This is a genomic window from Actinomycetes bacterium (assembly GCA_036000965.1).
Taxonomy (GTDB): Bacteria; Actinomycetota; CALGFH01; order CALGFH01; family CALGFH01; genus DASYUT01.
Map to the genome: position 1 here is coordinate 37,433 of DASYUT010000063.1, position 24,451 is coordinate 61,883.

Annotated in this window: 19 protein-coding genes; 9 read left to right on the forward strand and 10 right to left on the reverse strand. The window is 75.1% G+C overall.

Annotation, left to right across the window (positions count from 1 at the left end; all coding sequences use genetic code 11):
* Window positions 1–73: 73 nt before the first annotated feature.
* The 3 genes from VG276_04830 to VG276_04840 all read left to right on the forward strand — a co-directional run bounded on the left by VG276_04830 (window position 74) and on the right by VG276_04840 (window position 4,198).
* Window positions 74–595 (forward strand): 5'-3' exonuclease H3TH domain-containing protein, encoded by a 522-nt coding sequence (locus VG276_04830; GenBank protein ID HEV8648728.1) that lies wholly within the window; start codon window positions 74–76, stop codon window positions 593–595.
* A gap of 168 nt (window positions 596–763) precedes the next feature.
* Complete coding sequence (locus VG276_04835; protein ID HEV8648729.1) at window positions 764–2,203, forward strand: sigma 54-interacting transcriptional regulator; 1,440 nt, start codon at window positions 764–766, stop codon at window positions 2,201–2,203.
* A 3-nt stretch (window positions 2,204–2,206) separates the two neighbouring features.
* Window positions 2,207–4,198, forward strand: a complete 1,992-nt coding sequence (locus tag VG276_04840) for a VWA domain-containing protein (protein HEV8648730.1) — start codon at window positions 2,207–2,209, stop codon at window positions 4,196–4,198.
* A 103-nt stretch (window positions 4,199–4,301) separates the two neighbouring features.
* On the opposite strand, the gene VG276_04845 is transcribed toward VG276_04840, so the two are convergent.
* Together VG276_04845 and VG276_04850 are read right to left on the reverse strand one after the other, a co-directional pair.
* Entirely contained in the window at window positions 4,302–4,508 is a 207-nt protein-coding gene (locus VG276_04845; protein ID HEV8648731.1) for a cold-shock protein, read from the reverse strand.
* A gap of 181 nt (window positions 4,509–4,689) precedes the next feature.
* Window positions 4,690–5,493, reverse strand: a complete 804-nt coding sequence (locus VG276_04850; protein ID HEV8648732.1) for a hypothetical protein — start codon at window positions 5,491–5,493, stop codon at window positions 4,690–4,692.
* Between the two features lie 253 nt (window positions 5,494–5,746).
* Between VG276_04850 and dut the strand changes: the two genes are divergently transcribed.
* Together dut and VG276_04860 are read left to right on the forward strand one after the other, a co-directional pair.
* Complete coding sequence (gene dut, locus VG276_04855; GenBank protein ID HEV8648733.1) at window positions 5,747–6,187, forward strand: dUTP diphosphatase; 441 nt, start codon at window positions 5,747–5,749, stop codon at window positions 6,185–6,187.
* A 126-nt stretch (window positions 6,188–6,313) separates the two neighbouring features.
* A complete protein-coding gene (locus VG276_04860) occupies window positions 6,314–7,201 on the forward strand; it encodes a hypothetical protein (protein ID HEV8648734.1) in 888 nt (295 codons plus the stop codon).
* A gap of 136 nt (window positions 7,202–7,337) precedes the next feature.
* On the opposite strand, the gene VG276_04865 is transcribed toward VG276_04860, so the two are convergent.
* A complete protein-coding gene (locus tag VG276_04865) occupies window positions 7,338–9,044 on the reverse strand; it encodes a SpoIIE family protein phosphatase (GenBank protein ID HEV8648735.1) in 1,707 nt (568 codons plus the stop codon).
* 298 nt (window positions 9,045–9,342) lie between these two features.
* The gene (locus tag VG276_04870) at window positions 9,343–10,188 is read right to left on the reverse strand and encodes a sulfurtransferase (GenBank protein HEV8648736.1); all 846 of its coding nucleotides are present in this window, start codon (window positions 10,186–10,188) and stop codon (window positions 9,343–9,345) included.
* Between the two features lie 421 nt (window positions 10,189–10,609).
* Between VG276_04870 and VG276_04875 the strand changes: the two genes are divergently transcribed.
* The 3 genes from VG276_04875 to VG276_04885 all read left to right on the forward strand — a co-directional run bounded on the left by VG276_04875 (window position 10,610) and on the right by VG276_04885 (window position 13,191).
* Window positions 10,610–11,188, forward strand: a complete 579-nt coding sequence (locus VG276_04875; protein HEV8648737.1) for an isochorismatase family protein — start codon at window positions 10,610–10,612, stop codon at window positions 11,186–11,188.
* Between the two features lie 177 nt (window positions 11,189–11,365).
* Entirely contained in the window at window positions 11,366–12,475 is a 1,110-nt protein-coding gene (locus tag VG276_04880) for a VIT1/CCC1 family protein (protein HEV8648738.1), read from the forward strand.
* A 146-nt stretch (window positions 12,476–12,621) separates the two neighbouring features.
* A complete protein-coding gene (locus VG276_04885) occupies window positions 12,622–13,191 on the forward strand; it encodes a nucleoside monophosphate kinase (protein HEV8648739.1) in 570 nt (189 codons plus the stop codon).
* A 182-nt stretch (window positions 13,192–13,373) separates the two neighbouring features.
* Here VG276_04885 and VG276_04890 read toward each other — a convergent pair whose 3' ends face one another.
* From VG276_04890 to VG276_04905, 4 genes are all read right to left on the reverse strand, one after another.
* Window positions 13,374–13,865, reverse strand: coding sequence for a hypothetical protein (locus VG276_04890; GenBank protein HEV8648740.1), 492 nt, complete (start codon window positions 13,863–13,865; stop codon window positions 13,374–13,376).
* Between the two features lie 58 nt (window positions 13,866–13,923).
* Window positions 13,924–14,670, reverse strand: a complete 747-nt coding sequence (locus VG276_04895; GenBank protein HEV8648741.1) for a hypothetical protein — start codon at window positions 14,668–14,670, stop codon at window positions 13,924–13,926.
* Between the two features lie 58 nt (window positions 14,671–14,728).
* Window positions 14,729–18,214, reverse strand: a complete 3,486-nt coding sequence (locus VG276_04900; protein ID HEV8648742.1) for an AAA family ATPase — start codon at window positions 18,212–18,214, stop codon at window positions 14,729–14,731.
* A 209-nt stretch (window positions 18,215–18,423) separates the two neighbouring features.
* Window positions 18,424–18,627: a hypothetical protein gene (locus tag VG276_04905; GenBank protein ID HEV8648743.1), complete on the reverse strand. Its 204-nt coding sequence runs from the start codon at window positions 18,625–18,627 to the stop codon at window positions 18,424–18,426.
* Between the two features lie 412 nt (window positions 18,628–19,039).
* Here VG276_04905 and VG276_04910 point away from each other — a divergent pair, with 412 nt between their 5' ends.
* Window positions 19,040–19,468: a hypothetical protein gene (locus VG276_04910; GenBank protein HEV8648744.1), complete on the forward strand. Its 429-nt coding sequence runs from the start codon at window positions 19,040–19,042 to the stop codon at window positions 19,466–19,468.
* A 39-nt stretch (window positions 19,469–19,507) separates the two neighbouring features.
* On the opposite strand, the gene VG276_04915 is transcribed toward VG276_04910, so the two are convergent.
* A complete protein-coding gene (locus VG276_04915; GenBank protein ID HEV8648745.1) occupies window positions 19,508–20,077 on the reverse strand; it encodes a TetR/AcrR family transcriptional regulator in 570 nt (189 codons plus the stop codon).
* Between the two features lie 125 nt (window positions 20,078–20,202).
* Window positions 20,203–24,414, reverse strand: coding sequence for a BTAD domain-containing putative transcriptional regulator (locus VG276_04920; GenBank protein ID HEV8648746.1), 4,212 nt, complete (start codon window positions 24,412–24,414; stop codon window positions 20,203–20,205).
* Window positions 24,415–24,451: the final 37 nt, after the last annotated feature.

Sequence of the window (24,451 nt, forward strand, 5' to 3'; positions counted from 1 at the left end):
GATCCTGGTATTCACATGTCCGGCGATGATCACGGCCTCCAGCACCGACCCGGGGCCAGTCCGATCACGGAATGTGGGCCAGAACCAGGACGCGTTCGCGCTCGTCAGCCCGACCGTGCAGGTCTTCTTCCTGCTCGGCGGGGGGCGCATGGAGCAGGTCTCACCGAGCTGGCTGCGGGCCAGGTATGGCGTGGGACCGGCCCAGTACCCGGCCTTCGCCGCCCTGCGCGGGGACTCGAGCGACTGCCTGCCCGGGGTGCGCGGGATCGGCGCGGTGACCGCCGCCCGCCTGCTCGCCGCCTATCCCGACGTGGAGGCGGCCATGGCCGACCCCGCCGGGGTGGCGCGGCTGCTCGGCCCCTGGGTGGTCGAGGCCCTCGTCACCCACCAGGGCACCTACCTGCTGAACCGGGAGCTGATGGCGATCCGCACCGACGTCCCCCTGGACGTGGACGCGTGCAACCGGCCCCTGCAGGCCCGCACGGTCGTCACCGTGCTGCGCGAGCGCGGCATCGAGGACGTGGCCGAACGGTTCGTGGCCGGGTTCGCCCTGCTCGGACGGGCCGCGTGGCGGGCGAGCGCCCCACCCGCCTGAGCGGGTCGCCGAGCGGCTCCGGTGCGAGCCGGCGGTCGCCTGCCTCTCATCGGTGGCCCCCGCGGTCGGGTTCGCGGAGGCGCGGCCGAACTAGCGGTTGCCAGCCCGGGCGTGGAGGCGGAGGGTGGATACCGACGACGAAGCGACCAGCGTAGCGAGCGAGGAACCATGACCCATGCCGTGCCGGCCCTGACGCCACCCGCCGACACCACCCTGGGCGAGCTGCGCGCGTCCGGGCACCGCCACCGGACCGTCAAGCACGAGGTGCGCGACAACCTGATCGCCGGGCTGGCCGCCGACCGGCGCCGCTTCCCCGGCATCGTCGGGTTCGACGAGACGGTCCTCCCCGAGCTCGAGCGGGCCCTGCTCGCCGGGCACGACATCGTGCTGCTGGGCGAGCGCGGGCAGGGCAAGACCCGGCTCATCCGCTCCCTCACCCACCTGCTCGACGAGTGGACCCCGGTCGTGGCCGGGTGCGAGATCAACGACCATCCCTACGCCCCGACCTGCACCGCCTGCCAGGCCAGCCTGGCCGAGCTGGGTGACGCCCTGCCGGTGGGCTGGCGCCACCGCGCCGACCGCTACGGGGAGAAGCTGGCCACCCCCGACACCAGCGTCGGTGACCTCATCGGCGACGTCGACCCGATCAAGGTGGCCGAGGGCCGCACCCTCGGCGACCCCGAGACGGTCCACTACGGCCTCGTGCCCCGCACCAACCGGGGCATCTTCAGCGTCAACGAGCTGCCCGACCTGGCCGAGCGCATCCAGGTCGCGCTGCTCAACGTGCTCGAGGAGCGCGACATCCAGGTCCGCGGCTACCAGCTCCGGCTCCCCCTGGACCTGCTGCTGGTGGCCAGCGCCAACCCGGAGGACTACACCAACCGGGGGCGGATCATCACGCCGCTGAAGGACCGGTTCGGAGCGGAGATCCGCACCCACTACCCGCTCCGGCTCGACGACGAGCTGAAGCTGATGCGCCAGGAGGCCGTGCTCCACTGGGCCGGCAGCCCGCTCGGCACGCCGGTCGTGCCCGACCACGTCCTCGAGGTCATCGCCAGGTTCACGCGCGGGGTGCGCGAGGCGCCCCAGATCGACGCCAGGTCGGGGGTGTCGGCCCGCTTCGCGATCGCGGCGGCCGAGACCGCGGCGGCCTCGGCCGTGCGCCGGGCCGCGGTCACCGGCGAGGCCGTGCCTGTCGTGCGCATCGTCGACCTGCCCGCCGCGGTGCCCACCTCGCTCGGCAAGGTCGAGTTCGACCAGCTCGAGGAGGGCCGCGAGCTCGACCTGCTCAAGCACCTGCTGCGGCGGGCCGTGGCCGACACCTACCGCAGCCGGCTCGGCGGCCAGGACGTCTCCGGGCTGCTGCGCCGGTTCGACGAAGACGCCACGGTGGAGACCGGCGACCTCGTGCCAGCCGCCGAGCTGCTCCGCCGGGTCGGGCCGGTGCCCGGCCTGGCCCAGCTCCTGCGGCGCCTGGGCGACGACGCCGCCGCCGAGACCCCGGGCCTGGCCGCGGCCGCCCTCGAGTTCGCCATGGAAGGGCTGCACCTGGCCAAGCGGCTGGCCAAGGAGGAGCTGCCTGGCCGGACCGTGTACGGAGGGGGGTAGCGGATGGCCTACCGCTACGGGCGCTGGCAGGGCGGGCCCGACCCGCTCGAGCCGCCCTTCGACCTGGCCGCTGCCCTCGACCGCCTGGGCGACCGGGTGCTGGCCGGGGAGCGGCCGGGCGACGCGCTGTCCTCGCTGCTCCGCCAGGGCATGCCGGGCCTGCGCGGGCTGCGCGACCTGCTCCGCCGGGTGCGCGAGCGCCGCCGCGAGCTGCGCGGGCGGGGCACCTTCGACGGCACCCTGGAGCAGGTCCGCGAGCTGCTCGACCGGGCCCTGGAGCAGGAGCGGGAGGCGCTCGCGGCCGACCCGTCGGATGCGGCCCGCCTGGCAGAGGCGGAGCTGGACCAGCTCCCGCCCGACACCGCCGGGGCCGTGCGCCAGCTCGCCGACCGCCAGTGGCGCTCGCCGGAGGCCGCCGCCACCTACGAGCGGATCCGCGACCTGCTCCGCCGGGAGGTGCTCGACGCCCAGTTCCGCGGCATGCGGCAGGCCCTGGCGGGCGCGAGCAGCGAGGACCTCGAACGGGTGCGGGACATGCTGGCCGACCTGAACGCGATGCTGGACGCCGACGCCAGGGGCGAGGACACCACCGCCGCGTTCGACCAGTTCATGCAGGAGTACGGGGACATGTTCCCGGAGCGCCCGAGGAACCTCGACGAGCTGGTCGACGCGCTCGCCCGCCGCGCGGCCGCAGCCAGCCGGCTGCTCGCCTCGCTCTCGCCCGAGCAGCGGGAGGAGCTGGCCGCGCTCATGCAGGCGGCAATGGCCGACCTCGGGCTCGAGCGCGAGCTGGACCGGCTCGGCCACGCCCTCCAGTGGCGCCGGCCCGAGCTCCGCTGGGGCCAGCCCGCGGCCATGGGCGGCGACCAGGCGCTCGGGCTCGGCGACGCCACCACCGCGCTCGAGGAGCTGGCCGACCTGGAGGCGCTCGAGGCGAGCCTGGGCCAGGGCTACGCGGGCGCCTCCCTCGACGACATCGACCTGGAGGCGGTCGAGCGGGCGCTCGGCCGCGCCGCGACCGCCGACGTCGAGGCGCTCCGCGCGCTGGAACGGGAGCTGGCCGAGCAGGGCTACCTGACCCGCGAGCACGGCGAGCTGAAGCTCACTCCGAAGGCGATCCGGCGCATCGGCGCCACCGCCCTCCGGCGTATCTTCTCGAGTCTCGAGACCCGCCGCCGGGGCGACCACGACGTACCCGGCGCCGGCGCCTTGGGCGAGCTGACCGGCAGCTCCCGCCAGTGGCAGTTCGGCGACGAGCAGCCACTGGATGTGGTCGGCACCGTCAAGAACGCGGTGCTGCGCGGCGCGGGAACCCCCCACCCGGAGGTCGGCATCACGGCGCCAGCCGCGCCCAGGCCCGCCGTGACGCTTGAAGCAGCCGACTTCCAGGTGCTCGAAACCGAACATCGCACCCGGGCAGCGGTCTGCCTTCTGGTCGACCTCTCGTATTCGATGCTGCTGCGGGAGGCGTGGGGGGCGGCCAAGTCGACCGCGCTCGCGCTGCACAGCCTCGTCTCGACCCGCTACCCGCAGGACGCGCTCCAGATCATCGGGTTCTCGTCGGTGGCCAGGATCCTCAAGCCTGGCGAGCTGGCCGACCTCGGCCCGAACATGGAGCAGCAGGGCACCAACCTGCAGCACGCGCTGCTGCTCGCCGGCCGGCACCTCGACCACCATCCCGACGCCGAGCCGGTGATCCTGGTAGTCACCGACGGCGAGCCAACCGCCCACCTGCAGCCGGGCGGCTACCCCTGGTTCGAGTGGCCGCCGAGCCCGGAGACCATCGAGCTGACCATGGCCGCGGTGCTCCGGCTGACCCGCAGGGGCGCCACCATCAACGTGTTCATGCTCGACACCGAACCGCGCCTGGTCCGCTTCGTCCAGGCCCTGGCCAGGCTGAACGGGGGCCGGGTGTTCACCCCGTCGAGTGAGCGGCTGGGCGACTACGTCGTGCAGGACTACCTCCGCGCGCGGCGGGGTCGCCGCGCCGGCTGACCACCGAGGCGCCGGGACCGAGGTTGTCGGGCTGACCGCCGGGGACGCCACAGGGCCCACCGGGACCGAGGTTGTCGGTCCGGTGGGCCCTTGTCACGCGATGCTACTGCTCGAGCGGCCGCACGTTCGCCGCTTGGGCGCCCTTCGGCCCCTGCGTGATGTCGAACTCGACCTGCTGCCCCTCGTTGAGCGAGCGGTAGCCGGAAGACTGGATCGCGCTGAAGTGTACGAAGACGTCCTCGCCTGACTCAGGGGCGATGAAGCCGTACCCCTTCTCGGCGTTGAACCACTTCACGGTTCCAACGGTCATGAACTTTGTCCCTCCCCTCCATCGCTTGGAGGTACGAACAACGCCGACGTGGTAGACGCCGACGGCGAGGGACGAGCTCGACCGCAGGATGCGAAGCGAAACATGAACCCCTTGCGGCGATGACGCTAGCATGCGCGCGCCCGTTGCGCTAACCATGCGCGTACCCTGCGCATTCTCGTGGTCACTCGGTCGGGAGAGCCTCCGCGTCGGCCAGCTCGGCTGCCGTGCGGGTGGCGCGCTCCCTGGCCGCCTGCTCGGCCTTGGCGGCGGCGTCGGCGGCCTCCCGGGCCCGGGCAGCCGCCTGCTCGGCCCGGTCGGCGGCGTAGCGGAGCCGCTCGGCCTGGCGCCGGGCCAGGACGGCGGCGTCCGCGGCCGCGCTGGCCTGCCGCCGCGCCTGGTCGCGGGCGCGCCGCCTGGCTTGCCGGCGTTCCCGGGCGGCGGTGTCGTCGGCTGGCCGCAGCATGCCAGCCGGCTCGCTGGTGGCACCGGTGGCGAGGTCAGCGAAGGCGGAGCCGGAGGGGTCGAGGTCGCGGAGCAGGCGGCCCTTGCGGACCAGCTCGGCCCCCTGCTGCCCGCGGGCGGCCGCGTGCAAGGTGCCCGCGATGCGGTTGCGCACGGCCTCGGATGCCGGCCGGCCGGCCGCCTCCAGCTCCCCGGCGGCCGTCTCGACCAGCTCCGAAACGGCCGCGCGCATGACCCGGGCGGCGTCGGCCAGGCCGGCGCGCCCGCCCCCGGCCAGGACGGCCCGGTGGGCGGCGCGCAGGTGCTCGCCGCTCTCGAGGAGCTGGCCGAGCTGGTCGGCGTGCCTCCGGGCGAGCTGGTTGACCGCCCATGCCGACACCGAGGGCTTGCGCAGCGCGCCCACGCGCGCGGCGGCGCCCGGGTCCCCGGTGCGCTTGAGCATGCGGACGGCCTCGTCCCTGGCCGCGACGAAGGCGTCGAGCGGCAGTCCGAACAGCCGGTCGAGCTCTCGCTCCAGCGCCATGCGCTTCCACCTCCAAGCCCCGGGTGCTCGCCGGTAGTCAGCGTGGCAGGTGCCGGCCTCCGGTGAAAGCGTTGCTTCGGCGCGGGACGGGTCGTCCCGCGCCGCGGGCTTGCCGAACCGGCCGCAGTCGCTATAATCACATCGCTGTAATTCTTCCCGGCCCTCGGCCGGGAACGAGCGGGCCCCGGACCGCGAGGGGAAGCGCGGTCCGGGGCCCTTGTCCGTCCAGGTCCCGTCCCCGTGGTAGGGTCCAATGGTGGACATCGACCTGCCGGTGCACCGTCTTGATCCCGAGCTGCCAATGCCCGGCTACGCCCACCCGGGGGACGCCGGCGCCGACCTGTTCGCCGCCGAGGACGTGAAGCTGCCGCCCGGTGGCCGCGCGGTCGTCGGGACCGGGGTGGCCGTTGCCGTGCCTGAGGGGTTCGCCGCCTTCGTCCACCCGCGCTCGGGCCTGGCCGCGCGCCACGGCCTGACCGTCGTCAACGCTCCGGGCACGATCGACGCCGGCTACCGGGGCGAGGTCAAGGTCGTCCTGCTCAACACCGACCCGACCGAGCCGTACGTCGTGCGCCGCGGCGACCGGATTGCCCAGCTCGTGGTCCAGCCCGTGCTCCGGGCCCGCTTGGTCGCCGTCGCCGAGCTGCCCCCAGCCGCCCGCGGTCCCGGCGGGTTCGGCTCGACCGGCTCATGAGCGGGCACGCGACTGCGGAGCGCGATCCAACGGCCCGGGGTGCTCGGCAGGTCTGGCTCGACCCGCGGGGGAGCAGTCCGAGATCGCCGTTTTCGACCGGCCCTGGGGCGGAAGACAGAAATCAGCATGGATCCACACAGTGAACGCGGCGGCGGCCGCGACCAGCCCTGGGGGGAGCGCCTGGCCGACCGGGCGGCGGCGGGAGGCGGCGAGCCCTCCATCCGGCGCCTGGTCGCCGACGCGGTCGGCGTGGTCCGCGGCCGGCTCTCCGAGGTCGCCCGCGGCGGCATCCAGCCTCTGCTGGACGAGGCGGCCGCGCAGGTGCGGCCGGCCACCCCGGAGGAGCTGCGCGCACGCTACCCGGGCCAGAGCGACGACGAGGTCGCGCGCAAGCTGATCGACCGGTCCGCCCGCACCGCGGCCGGGATCGCCATCGCCGTCGGCGGGATCCTGGCCGCCCAGGAGGCGATCGCGGTCGCCACGTCCCCGGTGCCGCCGGCCGCGGGGGTCGCGCTCGGCACGGTCGGCGTCACCGCCCTGGCCGAGGTGCTCCTGCTGTTCGTCATCGAGGCGAAGCTCCGGGCCGACTTGGGCGCCCTGGCCGGCCAGCGGGTCCTCACGCCCCGCGAGCTGGTGGCCGGCGTGCTCGGCGAGGTGCAGGCCCAGGGCGGCCTGCAGAAGCTGCGCAGGCGTTCGCTGCGTCGCGCCCTGCCCGAGGCGGCGGTCCGGCGCACCGCGGCCCGGATCGCCAAGCTCATGCCGGCCCGCTTCGCCCGCATCGTCATTCCCGAGGTGATCGCCCCGCTGGTCGGGGCCGTGTGGGCCGCCCGGCTGGCCTCCCAGTCGATCAGGGCGACCGGCGAGCAGCGCTGGGGCGAGCTTCGCCTGCTGCCCCGGACCACCGTGAGCTGGGGGCCGTCGACCTGGAACGGCGGGAACCCGGCCGGCCCGCGGGGCCCAGGTGACACCCGCTCCCTGCCCCCGCCCGACCCGACCTGGCGACCGCCCACCTGAGCCCAGGCGTCGCGCTTCGGGCGACCGGCCTCCTGCGGTCAGGCGACCGGGCGTTCCGCGCTTCGGGCGACCAGACTCCTGCGGCTCAGGCAACGGTCGTTCCGCGCTTCAGGCGACGGGATGCTCCCGGCCCGCCTCACTCGCGGGCGATGACGAGCACGGCTGCGTCGTCGTCCAACTCCCCGCCGGTGTGGCGCTGGACCTCCTTCAGGATCACCTCGGCAACGCCCGCCGCGCCGGCCGGGACCGGCGGGAGCGCGGCGAGCAGGCCGCCCGGGCCGAGCTCGTCGCCGTCGGAGGAGCGGGCCTCGACCACGCCGTCGGTGTAGAGCACGATGCAGTGGCGGCGGGGCAGGACGAGCCGGTGGGTGGCGTGCTCGGCCTCGGGGAACAGGCCGACGGGCAGCGACCCCGGGAAGTCCAGCACCCGCGGGGCCGGGTCGGTCACCACCGGCGGCGGGTGGCCAGCGCTCGACCAGCGCACCTCCCCGGTCGACGGGTCGAGCACGAGCACCAGCAGGGTGGCGTACTCGTCCTCGGCGAACTCCTCGAACACCTTGCGGTTGAAGGTCTCGAGCGCCCGGCCCGGGTCGGGGTCGGCCTCGAGCAGGGCGCGCAGCTCGAACCGGAGCCGGGCGGTGTGCCTGGCGGCGGCCACCCCCTTGCCGCAGACGTCGCCGATCACGGCCGCGACCAGGTCCCCACCGATCGGGAACAGGTCGTAGAAGTCGCCGCCCACCTGCGCGACCTCGCTGGCCGAGCGGTACAGGGCGCCGACGTCGAGCCCGGCCACCTCCGGGAAGGACGCCGGCAGCAGGGCGTCCTGCAGCGAGGTGACCGCCTCGCGCAGGCTGCCGACCAGGCGGGCGCGCTCGATGGTCACGCTCAGGTAACTGGTCAGGGTCTCGACGAAGGCCAGCTCGGGCCGGGTGAACCGGTGGCGGCGGCGAGTGTGGTTGACGAACAGGACGCCGAGCGGCCGGTCCAGGGTGCCCAGGCGCAGGGCGGCGTACGAACGGATGCCGTAGCGCCGGATGGAGGGCTGCTCGGGCCCCCGCACCTCCTCGGCCCGGACGTGCACGGCCGGGTGGCCCGTGCGCATCACCTCGGCGATCTCGGGCCACCCGGGCAGCTCGATGCGCATGCCGATGATCTCGTCCTCGGGCATGCCGACCGCGGCCCGCCCGATCAGCGTGCCCCGCTCGTCGAGCAGGAACAAGCTGGCCGTGTCCGCGCCCAGCAGCCGGGCCGCCTCGCCGGTGACCAGGTCGAGGAGGCGGTCGAGGTCCTCGACCGAGGCCATGGCGGCGGCCAGGTCGACCAGGCTGCGCAGCCGGGCCGAGGTCACCCTTGCCCGGGCCAGGTCGCGGGCGCGCTCGTCGGCGATCGCCTCGGCCCTGGTCCGGGTCACCACCTCCGCGGTGGTCTCCCTGGCCACGGCGAGCACCCGGGTCGGGCGACCGGGAGGCTGGGGCAGGCGCGAGCAGGTGAACGAGAAGTACCGCACCGTGGGCCCCACGAAGTCGACCGGGGTGTCGGTCGCCGAGATCGTCTCGCCGGTGGCCGCGACCTGCTTGAGCATGGTGGTGAAGCCGGCCGGCCCTGCCTCGGGGAACACCTCGGCGAGGGTCCGGCCGACCATGCCTGCCTCGGGCCGAAGACCGGCGAAGACGTGGTTGACCAGCTCGAGCTCGAGGCCGGGGGCGCGCAGGACCGCGATCGCAAGCGGGCTGTAGTCGACCAGCGCCGCCACGACCTGCTCCAGGGTCTCCGGGTGAAGGTCGGCGATGCGTGGGGGATCGGCGCCCGCGCCCGCGGGCGAGGTTGGCTGCGCGTCGTCCATGGGGTCCAGAACAGTACCTCCGAGCTGTGACCGCAGTCTGCCCCAGCGTGGCCGGCGGGGCAATCGCGGCAGGGCGGGCGGCCAGACCACGACCGAGGGCCCCGCCACCTGGCGGGGCCCTCGGTCTCCAGAAGGCGCGCCGGCGCCAGCTCAGCCAGGAGCCCGCGCACGGACAGGCGCAGGCCGGCGCGTTCGGCCTCGCGCCGCGACGAGCACCTGCTCAGCAGTCCTGTCCGTAACTTGACGGGAAGGCCCTGGTCGCTGGCCCGGGCTACGGGCGGGACTGCTGATGTCCTGCTCAGCGCTCGATCGGCACGTTCACCAGCGACCCCCACTCGGTCCAGGAGCCGTCGTAGTTGCGCACCCGCGGGTAGTCGAGCAGCTCGTGCAGCACGAACCAGGTGTGGGCGGAGCGCTCGCCGATCCGGCAGTAGGCGACCACGTCCTTGTCGGGCGTGACCCCGTTCCCGCTGTACAGGGAGGACAGCTCCTGGTCGGCCAGGAAGCGGCCGGTGTCACCGTCCACCGCCTTGGCCCAGGGGATGTTGGCCGCGCCCGGGATGTGCCCGGGCCGCTGGGCTGCCTCCTGGGGCAGGTGGTCGGGGGCGAGCTTCTCGCCCCTGTACTCCTCTGGCGAGCGGACGTCGACCAGCGCGGCGCCCTCCTGGCCGACGTAGTCGGCCAGGACCTGGTCGCGGAACGCGCGGATCGACAGGTCAGCCTCGCCGGCCTTGTACCCGCCGGCCGGCTCGACGACCGGGGTGTCGGTGGTCAGCGGGCGGTCCTCAAGCTCCCAGAGCTTGCGCCCGCCGTCGACCAGCTTGACGTTCTCGTGGCCGTAGACCTTGTAGTACCAGTAGGCGTAGGCGGCGAACCAGTTGTTGTTGCCGCCGTACAGCACGACGGTGGTGTCGTTGCCGATGCCGAGGGAGTCCTGCAGCTTGGCGAATGCCTCCGGGGAGACGAAGTCGCGGCGCAGCGGGTCCTGCAGGTCGGTGTTCCAGTTCACCGCGACCGCCCCGGGGATGTGGCCCCGGCTGTAGGCGTCGGTGTCCTCGTCGACCTCGACGACGCGGATGGCGGGGTCGTTCAGGTGCTCGGCGAGCCAGTCGGTGGTGACCAAGATCTGCTCCCGGTCGGCCATAGGGTTTGCCTCCTCGGACGTGTGCGTCGGGCATGGGCGTCATGCACACCGGAGCGGTCGGCTCCGGCGGGGTGGTGCTGGCCGCGGTGCGTCTACCGGACGGGGAGCGCCGCGGCCCGGCGACAGGGAGGGCGCCCGGCGGCCGAGTTGCCGGTGCCGAGCCCCATGGGCGCGCAGGCACGCGTGGTCAGGGCGGCCGGGCCCCACCTCGAGGCCGCGACCGCCGGTCCAGGTACCGTCGCTGCGATCATGTGCTTGCCCAGGCTGCCAGCCTGCGCGGTCCGCCGTCAACCAGTCCGAGGCCTCGCCCGCTTCAGGCGGCGCGGACCAGGTTGATACCCTCGGCGTACTCGCGGTGGCCGGCACATGGACGGCCGGTGACACCGCGAGCCCAGGCAGGCGACACGAGAGGAAGCACCCGATGGCGTTCGACCCGAGCCGCGACGACGCCTTGATCGTCGTCGACGTCCAGCGCGACTTCTGCCCCGGAGGGAGCCTCGCCGTGCCCGAGGGCGACGAGGTGGTGGAGGTCATCAACCGGCTCGCGCCCCGCTTCGCGACCGTGGTGACCACCCACGACACCCACCCGGCCGACCACTGCTCGTTCACCGCGCAGGGCGGACCCTGGCCGCCCCACTGCGTCGAGGGCACCCCTGGCTGGGAGGCCCACCCCGACCTGGACGTCCGGTCCGACTTCCAGGTGTTCAAGGGCCGCGACCGCGACCAGGACGGCTACACCGGCTGGACCAAGGAGCTGGCCGACTTCCTCTCCCGGCAGGGCGCCCGCCGGGTCGTCACCGTCGGGCTCGCCCTGGACTACTGCGTGCAGGCCACGGCGCTGGACGCCAGGGCCGCCGGCTTCGAGGTGGTGGTGCTCACCGACGCCACCCGGGCCGTGAACGTCCGCCCGGACGACGGCGAGCGCGCCCTCGACGCGCTGCGCGCGGCCGGGGTCCACGAGGACCGGGCCGAGGAGGCGTCCCTGTCCTCGGGCGCCTGACCGGGCAGGCGTCCCTGCCTCGGGCGCCGGGCGGGGGGTCCCTGCCTCGGGCGCCGGGCCGGGGAGGCGCCCTGCCTCGGGCGCCGGGCCGGGGGTTGCGAGGACCCGCCCGGAGAGCCAACACTCTCGACATGCGAGGCGTGAGTGAACCAGGCGTGAGCGAACCGGAGGGGAGCGGTGTCGAAGGCACGGCAGTTCCGGGAGCACTGGGCCGACGAGATGGACGGTGCCGCGGTGTACCGCGCCCTGGCCGAGCGGGCCTCCGGCGAGCAGCGCGAGATCTTCCTCGAGCTGGCCGGGGCCGAGGAGCGCCACGCCCGCTACTGGGCGGCCAAGCTGGCCGAGCTGGGGGAGCCCGAGCCGCGGCCGGGTGAGCACCGCCGCTCGGTCCGGACACGCCTGCTGTCCTTCCTCGCGCGCCGGTTCGGCCCAGGCGTGGTGTTCCCCCTGGTCCAGCAGGCTGAGATGGCCGACGCCGGGCACTACGACGCCGTGCCCGAGGCCAGCCGGGCCATGGCCACCGACGAGCGCATCCACGCCAAGGTCCTGGCTGGCATGACCCCGTCCGCGGCCCGTTCGGGCGCGATCGTGCGCGGCGAGCGGTGGCACCGGGGCGACTCGTCGGGCCGGCTGCGGGCGGCCATCTTCGGGGTCAACGACGGCCTGGTGTCGAACCTGTCGCTGGTCATGGGGGTGACCGGCGGCCAGGCCCAGCCCCGCCTGGTCCTCCTGGCCGGCCTGGCCGGCCTGCTCGCGGGGGCGTTCTCGATGGGCGCGGGCGAGTACATCTCGGTCACCTCCCAGCGCGAGCTGTACGAGCGGGAGATCGCCCTCGAGGCCGAGGAGATCTCGGTCATGCCCGAGGAGGAGGCCAACGAGCTGGCCCTGATCTACCGGGCCAAGGGGATCGGCCGCGAGGAGGCCGAGGCGATGGCGGCCCGGATCATGCGCGACGAGTCGAGCGCGCTGGACACCATGGCCCGCGAGGAGCTCGGCCTGAATCCCGACGAGCTCGGCTCGCCCTGGGGGGTGGCGGCCTCCAGCTTCGTCGCGTTCGCAAGTGGGGCGTGTGTCCCGGTGCTGCCCTTCTTGCTGGCCTCGGGCGGGGCTGCGTTCGCCGGCTCCGTGGCGCTGTCCACCCTCGCCTTGTTCCTGGTGGGCGCGGGCATCAGCCTGCTGACCGGCCGTTCGGTGCTGCGGTCGGGGGCCAGGCAGCTCGCGGTCGGTGCGATCGCCGCGTCGGCCACCTTCGGCATCGGCCGGCTGGTCGGCGTGAGCCTGAGCTGAGATGGCCGCCACCCCCGCGGCGCCGATGCTTGACCGGCGCTCTGGCCGGCTGTCGCGTTCGGCGCCTGGGCGCGGCGCACGTACACTCTGTACATGAGCGAGTTCAGCATCCCCGTCTGGAGCGGCCCCGCACCGGGGCAGCGGCAGTGAGCGAGCTGCGCCGCGTCCTGCTCGTCGGACCTCCTGGAGCGGGCAAGGGCATGCTCGCCCCGTCCCTGGCCGAGCTGCTCGGCGTCCCCCACGTGTCGTCCGGGCGCCTGCTGCGCGCCTCGGTCGAGCAGGGCGACCCGCACCGGGTCGCCGAGCAGGTGAGCCGTGGCCAGGCCGTGCCCGACCGGGCCGTGATGCAGGTGGTCACGGCCGCGCTCGGCGACGGGTTCATCCTCGACGGCTATCCCCGCACGGTCAGGCAGGCGGTGGAGCTTGACGCCCTGCTGGAAGCCGACGACCGCCGCGTCCAGCTCGTGCTCGAGCTGGTCGTGCCCGACGAGGTGGCGTCGGCCCGGCTCTCGCGCCTGGCCCGCATGGAGAGCCGCAGCGACGACAACCCGGACACGGTGGTGGCCCGGCTGGTCGCCTACCGGCGAGACGTGCCGCCGGTGCTGGCCCACTACGCCGGGCGGGTCCGGCGCGTGAACGCCTCAGGTGACCTCGACGAGGTCTTCCAGCGCGCCGAGCGCGCCCTGGCCTCGCTCCCCAGAGGCGCCCGACCGTAGGGCCCTCCGCTCCCGCGGCCGCTCCCGCGGCCCAGGTCTGCCACGGAAGCTCGCCGTCCCCCGGACGCCCGTCGGCCCCGCGTCCACGGACGCGGGGGCCGACGGGCGTGGGGAGGGGCAGCCGCCCGCCAGGGCCGATCCCGGGGACAGGGGGGACCGGGTCGAGGCGGGCGGCTGCGGCTTCAGGCTGTGGGGGTGCCTGTCGCCCTCGACCGGCGCGAGGCGGCTACGACCAGCAGCACGCCCAGCCCGACCGAGCCCAAGCTGGCCAGCAGCGTCGGCCCGGCGTGCCCGGGCCCGGTGAAGGGCAGGCCGCACATGGCGTGGTACTGCCGCATCACGTGGTCGCCGAAGGCGATCTGCTTGCCGTCCTTCGTGCTCACCAGCACGCGCAGGCTGAGGACCCGGTTCAGGCGGGCCTCCATCCGGGTCGCGAACCGTCCCTGGGCCGAGGTCCGTACCGTCTTGCGCGTCATCACCGTGTTCTTGTTGTTGTCGCGGTTCACCAGGGCCAGGTCCAGGGGGGTGCCCGCGGGCAGGCCGGCGCCCATGACGCCGATGCCGGTGCAGGTCATGTCGTCCAGGGTGACGCGCGTGCCCTCGGCCACGGCCGCCGACGGCAGCAGCAGCGCGGCCGTGACCCCACCGGCCAGGAGGAACCGGTACCACCGCATGTGCTCTCATCCTTTCTCCCGCCCGGAGGGCGGGCTCGGCTGGGCCCGGGGTGGGCCGTCAGCGCGTGGTCGTGAACGTCTGCGCGGTGGGCGTCGCGCGGATCTCGAGGTCGTCGACGAGCACGCTCGACCCGGGCGGCAGGCCGGAGGCGACGAGCTCCATGGCCAGCCTGGCCCTGGGGACGTGGGTGAAGTGGTCGACCTCGATGCGTTGCCAGTCGCTGCCGGGAAGCACCGCGCCGACCGTGTCGACCGCGAGCCGCTTGCCGTTCACGTATTCGAGCAGGTTGAAGGTGATGGTCGTGCCCGGGCGGCTCGCCCGCACCCAGGCGGACGCCTTGTAGGCGGTCTTGGGCGCGCACCTGGCCACGTCCGAGGCGCTCATGCCCGGGTTGGGCGACGACCCGGCGGCCAGGCTCGCCGCCCAGGAGCCGCTCCTGGCCCCGTCCAGCCGCTCGAGCCTCGCCCCGCCAACCGGCCGCCAGCCTTCCAGGCCCGCCTCGAAGCCGGGGTCGTACCGCGGCCCGGTGGGCTCGGGCGGTCTGGTCGTGCCCACCCTCGGCGTGGAGACAGCGGTGGGGATGGGTGGGGCGACGGCCCGGGCCGCAGTGGACGCCGGCGACGCCGTCGGGGCTCGGCGCCCGTCTCCGCGCGACCCAGGGCGCTCGATCAGCAGCGCCACCACCAGCGTGACCGCCAGGGCGATGGCGAGCAGCGCGCCCAGGGACTCGATGAGCACCGAGTTGCGCGCCAGCGCCGGGTACCCGCGCGCTTCGGCCAGGTGCTTGGGAGTGGGTCGCTCCATACCGGGAAGGTCGCAGCCGGCGCTAATGCGACGGTAATGCCACTATCCGCGGGTATGCCTACCGGGGACGGACGGCCGGCGTGGAAGCGCCGGGCTGCCGGGCCCGCATGGCCTCGGCCTCGGCCAGGCAGGCGCCGGCCCCGACCTCGCGGTAGAAGGCGGTCGCGGCGGCCAGCTCGGCCTCGCCTTCGGCGACCGCTCCCGCGGCCCAGGCCCGGCCGGCGGCGGCCAGGCGGGCGTACGCCTCGTCCGGGCGCGACCCGATCCGTGCGTAGACCTCGGCGGCCTGGTGCGGCTCGCCGGCCACCAGGGCCCGGGCCGCCTCCAGCCAGGCCGAAGGCGGGATCCGGCGGGCGTCGAGCGCCTCGTCCGGGTAGCCGAGCGCGGCCAGCACCGCGCCCAGGTCGGCGCCGAGGTCCGGCCCGAGGGCGCTCCCGCCGAGCCCGGCCAGCAGCTCGTCGGCGGTCCGTCTGGCCGCGTCGGTCCGGCCGGCGGCCAGCAGGGCGCGGGCGCCGAAGGCTCGGGCCGGGTTGAGGGCCTGCGGGTCGGCCGCATCCGTGGCCAGCGCCAGCGCCGCCTGGGCGTCCTCCAGGGCCGCGTCGACCCGGCCGCGGGCGAGGCGGATGCGGCCGCGCCAGACGCGGCACTCCCATTCCAGGTAGTGGCGTTCCCGGTCGTCCCCGGCCAGGTCCTCGTCGACGATGCGCACCGCCTCGTCCCAGCGGCCGGCCCAGTAGCACTCGGCGACCCGCTGCAGCGCGATCGAGCGCAGCCGCCGCATCGACCCGAACCGCCCTGCCGCCCGCGACGCGGCCGACAGGGCGGCCGAGGAGCGGACGAGGTCACCGAGGGCGGCGTGGGCATAGGCGAGGTTGAGGTGCCACACGATCGACCCGGGGGAGGAGAGCGACTCGAGGATCGCTGTGGCGCGCTCGAGGTCGGCCAGGCCGCGGGCGTCGCCGGCGTCGACCCGGGCCAGCCCGATCGTGCCGATGGCGTCGGCCTCGAGGTCGTGGAGCCCGAGGCCTCCGGCCATGGCGAGCACCTCCTCGGCGACGCCGTGGGCCTCGGCGTGCCTGCTGGCGATCACCAGGTGCATCATGCAGCCTTTGAGCACCGCGGCCTTGGAGCGGGAGGGCGGGGCGTCGGCGGCCAGCGCGAGCGCCCGGTCCAGGCGGGCGGCCCGCTCCTCACCCCGGCCGTGCAGGAATGCGAGCTCGCCGAGCAGCATCTCGGCCTCGGCCGCGAGCGCCCGCTCGCCCCCTGCCAGGAGTCCGTCCCTGGCCCTGGCGAGCTCCTCCTGCCCGGCGCCCTCACCCTGGCAGCGGGCGCGCCCGAGGCGCAGCTCGAGCGCTGGCAGCTCGGGGTCGCCGGGCGGGCAGAGGTCCCTGGCCTGGGCGTGGTAGCGGGCCGCGGTCGCCCAGGCGCCGAGCGCCGCGGCCCGGTCGCCCGCGTCCCGGAGGGCGGCCCGGGCGCGGTCGGCCAGGCCCGGCACGTCCTGCCCGGCGGCCCGGGCGAAGCCGAGCGCGGCCTGGTAGTGATAGGCGAGCAGCTCGGCGCGGTCCTCGGCGCGGTCGGAGGCGAGCGCCTCGATCCAGGCGGCGGCCCGGCGGTGCTTGCCGGCCCGTTCGGCCCGCACGATCTGCCCGTAGGCGACGTCGCGCACGAGCACGTGGCTGAACGCGTACTCGACCTCGCCGGCGACCCGGGACCGCCAGGCCCGGTGCAGCAGCTCGCGCTGCTCGAGCCGGCGCAGGCGGGCCTCGAGGCCGGCCCGCTCGTGGTGACCGATCTCGGTGAGCGCCCCCACCCACCCGGCCTGGCCGAGCACGGCGGCGTCCTGCAGCACGGCCTTCTCCCCGGGCGGCAGGGCGTCGAGGCGGGCAGCGACGATCGCGTGCACGGTCTCGGGGATGGCTGCCGCGCTGGCCGAGGCTTCGCGGTCGCCGTGCGGCCCCATGGCCCCGCGGTCGCGCAGCATGCGCACGTACTCCTCGGCGAACAGCGGGTTGCCGCCGACCCGGGCCAGCAGCGCCGGCTCGACGGTCCCGGGCAGCCCGTGGCGGGCCAGGAGGGCCTCGAGCAGCTGGCCGGTGTCACGGTCGGAGAGCGGCTCGAGGGCGACCAGGCTGCGGGTGGCTGCCGTGCCCGGCCTGCGGGTGTCCGCGGTGCCCGGGCCGGGGGTGGCTGCCGTGCCCAGCCTGCGGGTGTCCGCGGTGCCCGGGCCGGGGGTGGCTGCCGTGCCCGGGCCGGGGGCGTCCGCGTCGTCGCGCGGGCCGGCCGCCCAGTCCGGCCGGCGCTCGAGCAGCTCGGGCCGGGCGGTGGCCACGACGAGCAGCGGGATGGGGCCCGCCTCGGCCGGGGCCTGTGGGGCGGCCAGGCGCTCCAGGAAGTCAAGCAAGGCGTCGTCGGCCCAGTGCAGGTCCTCGACGGCCAGAACGAGCGGGCGGCGCCGGGCCAGCCCGTACAGGAAGCGCCGCCAGGCGGCGAAGGCCTCCTCGCGGTCGCCCGAGGCCGGCCCCGCCGGCGCGCTCGCCCCGACGAGCCGGCGGAGCTTCCCGGCCACCCAGGTCGCGACGTCGGGGTCGGGCACGGCGGCGGCTGCGGCCCGGGCCAGCTTCCGCTCCGCCTGCGCGGCGGTGTCGGTCTCGAGAATGCCCGCCTGGGCCTTGACGATCATCGACAGCGCCCAGAAGGTCACCCCGTGGCCGTAGGGCAGGGAGCAGCCCTGGCACCAGGTGGCCGGGTCGGTGCCGGCGCGGACCCGGCCGGCCAGCTCGGCCACCAGCCGGCTCTTGCCGATGCCGGGCGGGCCGACCAGGGTGACCAGGTGCGGCGTGCCGCTGCCGCGGGCGGTCTCGAAGCGGTCCAGCAGCAGCCCGAGCTCGCGGGTGCGGGCCACCAGCGGGTGGGAGGGCCGCTGCCCGGCCTGTTCAACGGGGTCGGTGCGCAGCCCGAGCGCGCTCCACACCGCGACCGGCTGGCCCCCGCCGAGGGCGATGGCACCGGCCGGCGCGTAGCTGACGGTCCGCTCGGTGGCCCGCCCGGTCGCCTCGGTGACCAGCACGGCGCCCTCCCGCTGGATCTCCAGCAGGCGGGCGCAGACGGTGACGGGATCGCCGAGCACCCGCTGGCGGCCGGCGGCGGCCGTCCCGGGGCGGACCAGCGCCTCGCCGGTGGCGACCGCGACGTGCAGCCGCACCCCTGGACCGGTCCGGGGGTCCGGCCCGCCCAGGCCGGGGCTGCTCAGGGCGTCGCGGATCGCGAGCGCGGCGCGCACCGCACGCTCCGGGTCGTCGGTGCGGGTGCGCGGGACCCCGAACACGGCCACCGTGCGACCGCCGACGGTCTGCTCGACCGTGCCGCCGAACGCCTCGACCTCGGCCCGGACCCGCGCGAGGTGGCGGGCGAGCGTCCGCGCCACGTCCTCGGGGTCGGGCTCTGTGAAGTCCTCGACCGCCTCGTCCACGTCAGCGAGTAGCACGGTGACGAGCTTGCGCTCGGCCCCTGGCGGGGCGACGCCGGGCGGAGCGGGCTCACCCATGACGGCTCCTCGGTCGCCGGCCGCGGCCGGCCGCACGCGCCCCGGCGTCGCGACCGGCTCCGATGCCCTAAAGCGTAGTCGCCCGGCGCCGTGCCCGTCGTGCCCTCGGGGCTTCCCACCGGTGGAGGCCACCCCGCACGCGGAACGGGTGCGCCCGGTGGTCACCGGGCGCACCCGCGCGGTTCAGAGGCCGGCTGTCCCCAATGCCGTTACCCCCACACGATCTTCGAGGGTGCGAAGACCAGGAGCGCGACGGCGGCCCAGACCGCGGCGGCGTACCCCGCCCGCAGGGCTGGGCCGTCGGTGAGCCAGTGCTTGGAGCAGAGCAGGGCGTGCTGGATGCGGCTGCTCATGGTCGCGAAGACCATGAGCATGACCGTGAGGACGGCCCGCAGGGGGCGGGTGGGAAGCATGGGCACCTCCGGGTCGTGCCGAGCTTGCCGTGAGCGGCGCCACCCTCGCGCTGTACGAGGTGGTGATAGAGAACGTTATCTCTCAGGGGCGCGGCTGTATAGGACTAGACATACGTTTGTCTAGTAACGATTTATTAAAAGTGCGCAGAAATGAGCAAGCGAAACGAGGGCCCTGCCGGCTCGGTGTGCTCCGGGGACGCAGAGTCATATGATAGAGATCGTTATCTCTAAGTCAAGGGTCAAGCGGCTGCGCCAGGCGTTGGGCGCCGACGTCCTCGCAGCTCAGCAAGGCAGTGGAGGGGCCGTGACTTGCATCTGGCGGCATCCAGATAGAAGGATGTCCCGGACCTTTGCCCCTTTCGATTCAAGCGTCCGATCTACGCCGCAGACAGCGTCCTCGCAGGGCAGTGGCATGGCCAACACCAACAATGACCGCAGACCCACGACCCTTCAGCAGTCGAGCGAGCGGTGGCTCGAATGGCTGGGGCAGGAACTCGCGTACCGCGGGAGCACGCCGCGGTCGCGGCTGCTCGTCCTGTGGGACGTGCTTGAGGAGTGGTTCGCGACCGACGAGTTCCACGTCTCGGCAGTGACCGCCGCCACCGCCGGGCCGCGACGCGACCCGGGGGATCCGGTGATCGCGGCCCACCGGCAGGCCATGCGCCAGCTGCTCGAGGACCTGGCCAACGCGGCCGGCGTCCGCGATCCCGCCGGGCTCGCCGTCCAGCTCCAGGTGCTGGTCGAGGGGACCATCGTGGGCGCCCTGGTCGACCGTGAGCCGAGGCTGGCCAGGCACGCGCGCGAGCTGACCGAGATCGCCCTGGACGACGGGCCGGGCTGAGCGGGCACGCGTGCCGCGCGGTCGCGGGGGTGGGTGCCGCTACGACGAGCTGGCGACCAGAGCGGCGTTCGCGAGCTGCCGGGCGCTGCGGGCCGCGCCGGGCCGGCGGTCGACGGTCGCGGTGGCCACGGCGCCGTCGATCAGCACCTGGAGCTGGGCGGCCAGGATCGCCGCGTCGTAGGCGCTGGCCGCCTTGGCCAGGTCCTCGAGCAGCTGGCGCATGGCCTGCCGGTGGGCCGCGATCACCTTGTGGCCGGGATGCTCGGGCTCGCTGCGCAGCTCGGCGGCGGCATTGGTCACGAAGGAGCCGTGGAAGTCGTCGGCCGCGAACCACTCCTCAAGCACGTCCCACAGGGCCGCGAAACGGGCCTCGGGGTCGTCTCCGGACCGGTCGAGCTTGTCGGCCAGCCAGTGCAGCCACTGGGTGCTCCACTGCTCGAGGGTGGACGCGACCAGCTCGTCCTTGCTCCCGAACTGCCGGTAGAGCGTCATGGGAGCCACGTCCGCTTCCGCGATGATGCGGTTCACGCCGACGGCGAGGACACCCTCCCGGTAGAACAGCGTGGTGGCCGTCGAAAGGATGCGGTCACGGGGCTTTGAGAGCACCATGAGGGCAAGCCTACTCCTTGCTGACATGGAGATCGAGAGAAAGTTTTCTCTCCCAGAGAAGCATTGTTCGCCTCGTTCGCCCTGGTTCGTCCAGAAGTGCACGTGAACAGCTTTTCACCGCAGCTTCATCCCACTGTGACCAGCAGTTTCTCCGCTTCGTCGAGGTAGGCGCTGGCCCCTGCCTCACGGAAGAAGCCGAGGGCGGCCCCGAGCCGCCGCTGGGCGCCGGCCGGGTCCGCCTCCAGCTGCCGGCGGGCGGCCTCCAAGCGGGCGTAGGCGGCGTCGGGCCGCGAGCCGATCGCCTCGTAGGTCGCGGCTGCCAGGCCGGGCTCCCCGGCGACGAACGCCCGGGCCGCCTCGAGCCAGGGCGAGGGCAGGGCCCTGTTGAGCACGCTCGCCGGATGCCCCAGCATGACCAGGTCGACCGCGAGGTCCACGCCCAGGTCGGGCTTGAGCAGCCGACCGCCGAGCCCGGCGAGGAGCTCGTCGACGAGTGGGCGGGCCTCGCCGGCGCGCCCGGCGGCCAGTAGCGCGCGGGCGCCGAAGGCGAACGCGGGATCCAGGTTCTGCGGGTCGCCCGACTCCCGGGCCAGCCGCAGGGCCTGCCCGGCGTCCTCGACCGCCGCGCCGACCTCCCCGCGGGCGAGCAGGATGCGGCCGCGCCAGATCCGGCACTCGCACTCCATGTAGTGCGGGGTGCCGCCCGCCGTCTCGGCGACCAGCGCGTTCACGGTCCGCGCGGCATCGTCCCAGCGCCCGGTCCAGTAGTGCTCGGCCACCCGTTCGAGGCCGATCCAGCGCAGGTGGCGGTCGGTCCCGTGGCGCTCCGCGGCCCGCCAGGCCGCCGCCCTGGTCGCGAAGCAGCGCGGCAGGTCGCCGAGCATCGCGTGCACGAAGGCCATGCTGGTGAGCCAGGGCACCGCGTCGAACGAGCCCAGCTCCTCGCAGATCTCGATGCAGCGCTCGAGGTCGGCGATGCCGCCGGGGTCGCCGGTCATCACCCTGGCTGCCCCGGAGGTCCCGAACGCGACCGCCTCGACCTCCCGCAGCCCGAGCTCCCGTGCCATCGCGAGCGCCTTGCCGGCCACCTGGATGGCCTCGGCGTGACGTTCGGCGACCAGCAGGTGCATCATGCAGCCCTTCAGCACGGCGGCCGTCGACGGGGAGGAGGGCAGGCCGTCGACCAGCGCCAGGGCGCGGCTCACGTGGTCGGAGCGCTTGCGCCCGTGCACGAACGCGAGCTGGCCGAGCAGCACCTCGGCCTCGGCCGCGCGACCCCGGTCGCCCGCGGCGAGCAGGCCGTCGCGGGCCCGGGCCAGCAGGTCTTCGCCGCCCCCGTCGGCGTGGCAGTGGGCCGCCCCGGCCCGGAGCTCCAGTTCGGCCCGCTCGAGCTCGCCGGCCGGCCCGAGCTCGCCGGCCGGCCCGAGCTCCAGCGCCTGGGCGTAGTAGCGGGCTGCCTTGGCATGGACGCCGAGGGCGGTCACCCGGTCACCCGCGTTGCACAGGGCCAGGCGGGCCCGCTCGGCCAGCTCCCCGTCGCCCCGGCCGGCGGCCCGAGCAAAGCCCAGCGCCTGGAGGTAGTGGTGGGCGAGCAGCTCGGCCAGGCCGGCGGCCCGGTGCTCGGGCCGGCCCTCGACGCGGTCGGTGGCCAGGGACTCGAGCCAGGCCGCGGCCCGGCGGTGCCGCTCGGCCCGCTCGGCCCGGGGGATCTGCCCGTAGGCCACCTCGCGGACGAGCACGTGCCTGAACAGGTACTCGCGCTCGCCGGCCACGGTGGACCGTCCCGCCCGGTACAGGAACTCCCGCTGCTCGAGGCGCTCGAGGCAGGCCTCGAGCTTGGCCCGGTCGTGGTGGCCGACGGCGGCCACGGCACCGACCCAGGCGGACCGGCCGAGCACGGCTGCGTCCTGGAGCACGGCCTTGTCCTCGGCCGGGAGGGTGTCCAGGCGGGCGGCGACGATCGCGTGCACGGTCTCGGGCAGCGGCAGCTCCGGCTGGGCCCGGGGCAGGCCGTCCCGGCCCGCGGGCGGCCCGGCGTCCCGTGGCTGGTGCGGCTCGGGGCCGGCCCTGCCGCGGTCGCGCAGCATGCGCACGTACTCCTCGGCGAACAGCGGGTTGCCGCCGACCCGGGCCAGCAGGTCCGGGTCGACCGCGCCGGGGAGCTGGTGGTGGGCGAGCAGGGCGCCGAGCAGGCAGGTGGTGTCGGCCGCCGACAGCGGTTCGAGGCCGACCGTGGTGGCCGCTGGATGGCGGCCCCAGGCCGGCCGGCGCTCGAGCAGCTCCGGGCGGGCGGTGGCCAGGACCAGCAGGGTGGCTGAGCGCGCCGGGTCCACCGGGTCGAGCAGGCGCTCGAGGAAGTCGAGCAGGTCGTCGTCGGCCCAGTGCAGGTCCTCCACGACCAGGACCAGCGGCCGGCGGGCGGCCAGGCCCTCCAGGAACCGGCGCCAGGCGGCGAACGCCTCCTCCTGGCGGCCGGCCTGCAGCGGCTGCCCGCTGCCGGCCCCGACGAGCAGGCGCAGGTGCCCGGTCACCCAGCCGGCGGCGGCCGGGTCGTGGGGCAGGGCGTGGCCGACGGCTTGCGCGAGCTTGCGGTCGACCCGCTCGCCGGTGTCGGTCTCGAGGATGCCCGCCTCCGCCTTGACGATCTCGCCGAGCGCCGAGAAGGTCACGCCCTGCCCGTAGGGCTGCGAGCGACCCTCGCGCCAGCCGGTGAGGTCCCGGTCGACCTCGAGGGCGCGTCCCAGCTCGGCCACCAGGCGGGTCTTGCCGATCCCTGGCGGGCCGACCAGGGTCACGAGCTGCGGGCCGCAGGTCGCGCGGGCACGCTCGAACGAACCGAGCAGCGTGCGCAGCTCGCCTTCGCGCCCGACCAGGGGTACGGGGGTCCCGGTCAGGGCGTCCAGCCCCGCTCGCCGGCACGGCTCGAGCGCGCTCCAGACCGTGGCCGGCTTGGCCCGCCCGCTGAGCCCGAGCAGGCTGGCCGGGCCGTAGCTGATCGTCCGCCTGGTGGCCCGCTCGGTCGCCTCCGAGACCAGCACCGTCCCGGCCGGCGCGGCCTGCTGCAGCCGGGCGCAGGTGGCCACCAGGTCGCCGTTGACCCGGCCGGTCCCGGCCGTCACCAGCGCCTCGCCGCTGGTGACCGAGATGCGCAGCTCCACGCCGGAGGTGGAGAGGCGCGCCCAGTGCTTTCCGGGGCCGCGCTCCTCGGCGCCGGAAAGCGCGTCGCGGATGGCAAGCGCGGCCCGCACGGCCCGCTCCGGGTCGTCATCTCTCGTGTGGGGGACGCCGAACACGGCCATGGTCGTGCCCCCGATGGTGTGCTCGACCGTGCCGCCGAAGCTGGCCACCTCGGCCCAGACCCGTTCGAGGTGGCGCTCCAGCATGCTCGACACGTCCTCGGGGTCGCGCTCGCCGGCCTCGCCAGCGGGCTCGTCGACGTCGGCGAACAGCACGGTGACGAGCTTGCGCTCGGTCGGGCCGAACGCCTCGACCCGGGCCTCGCCGGCCAGCCGGTGCTCGTCCTCCCCTGCGGCGGCGTCGTCGGCCGCGCGGGCCGGGACGAGCAGGTCGAGCGCCGGGTCCTGGGCCAGGATCGCCTGCTCGAGGCGTTGCAGGCCCACGCTCGGCTCGATGCCCAGCTCCCCGACGAGGGTGCGCCTGGCCTCCCGGTAGGCGGCCAGGGCGTCGGCCTGCCTGCCCGAGCGGTACAGGGCGAGCATGAGCTGGCCGTGGAGCTGCTCGCGCAGCGGGTGCCGGCGGATGAGGGCCTCCAGCTCGCCGGCGAGCTCGTGGTGGCGGCCGAGGGCGAGGTCGGCCTCGATCCGGGTCTCGAGCGCGGCCACGCGCAGCTCGTCGACCCCGACCAGCTCCGGCCAGGCCGCGTCGGCCGCCGCGGCGACGTCGGCCAGGACGGGGCCGCGCCAAAGCGACAGCGCCTCCCTCAGCACGCTCGCCGCCGTGGCCGCGTCGCCCTCGGCGAGCGCCCGGCGGCCGTGGCCGACCAGGCGCTGGAAGCGGTGCAGGTCGAGCTGCTCGGGGTCGATCTCGAGCAGGTAGCCGGGGTCGCGGGTGACGAGCATGCGCGGCGGGGGAGCGCAGCCGGGCTCGATCGCCTTGCGGAGCGCGGCCACGTGGTTCTGCAGCGACTGCCTGACCGTCGGGGGCGGCTCCTCGCCCCAGACCGTGTCGATCAGCTCGTCGGTGGACACGACCTGGTTCGGGTGGAGGAGGAGCTTGGCCAGGAGCATGCGGTGCTTGATGCTGCCAAGCCGCAGCGCGCGCTGCCGGCGGCGCGCCTCGAGGGGGCCGAGGACCAGGAAGTCGATCCCGGCCGTCACCCGCGGGCCTCCCCACCGGCGGTGGTGCGCGCCCGCG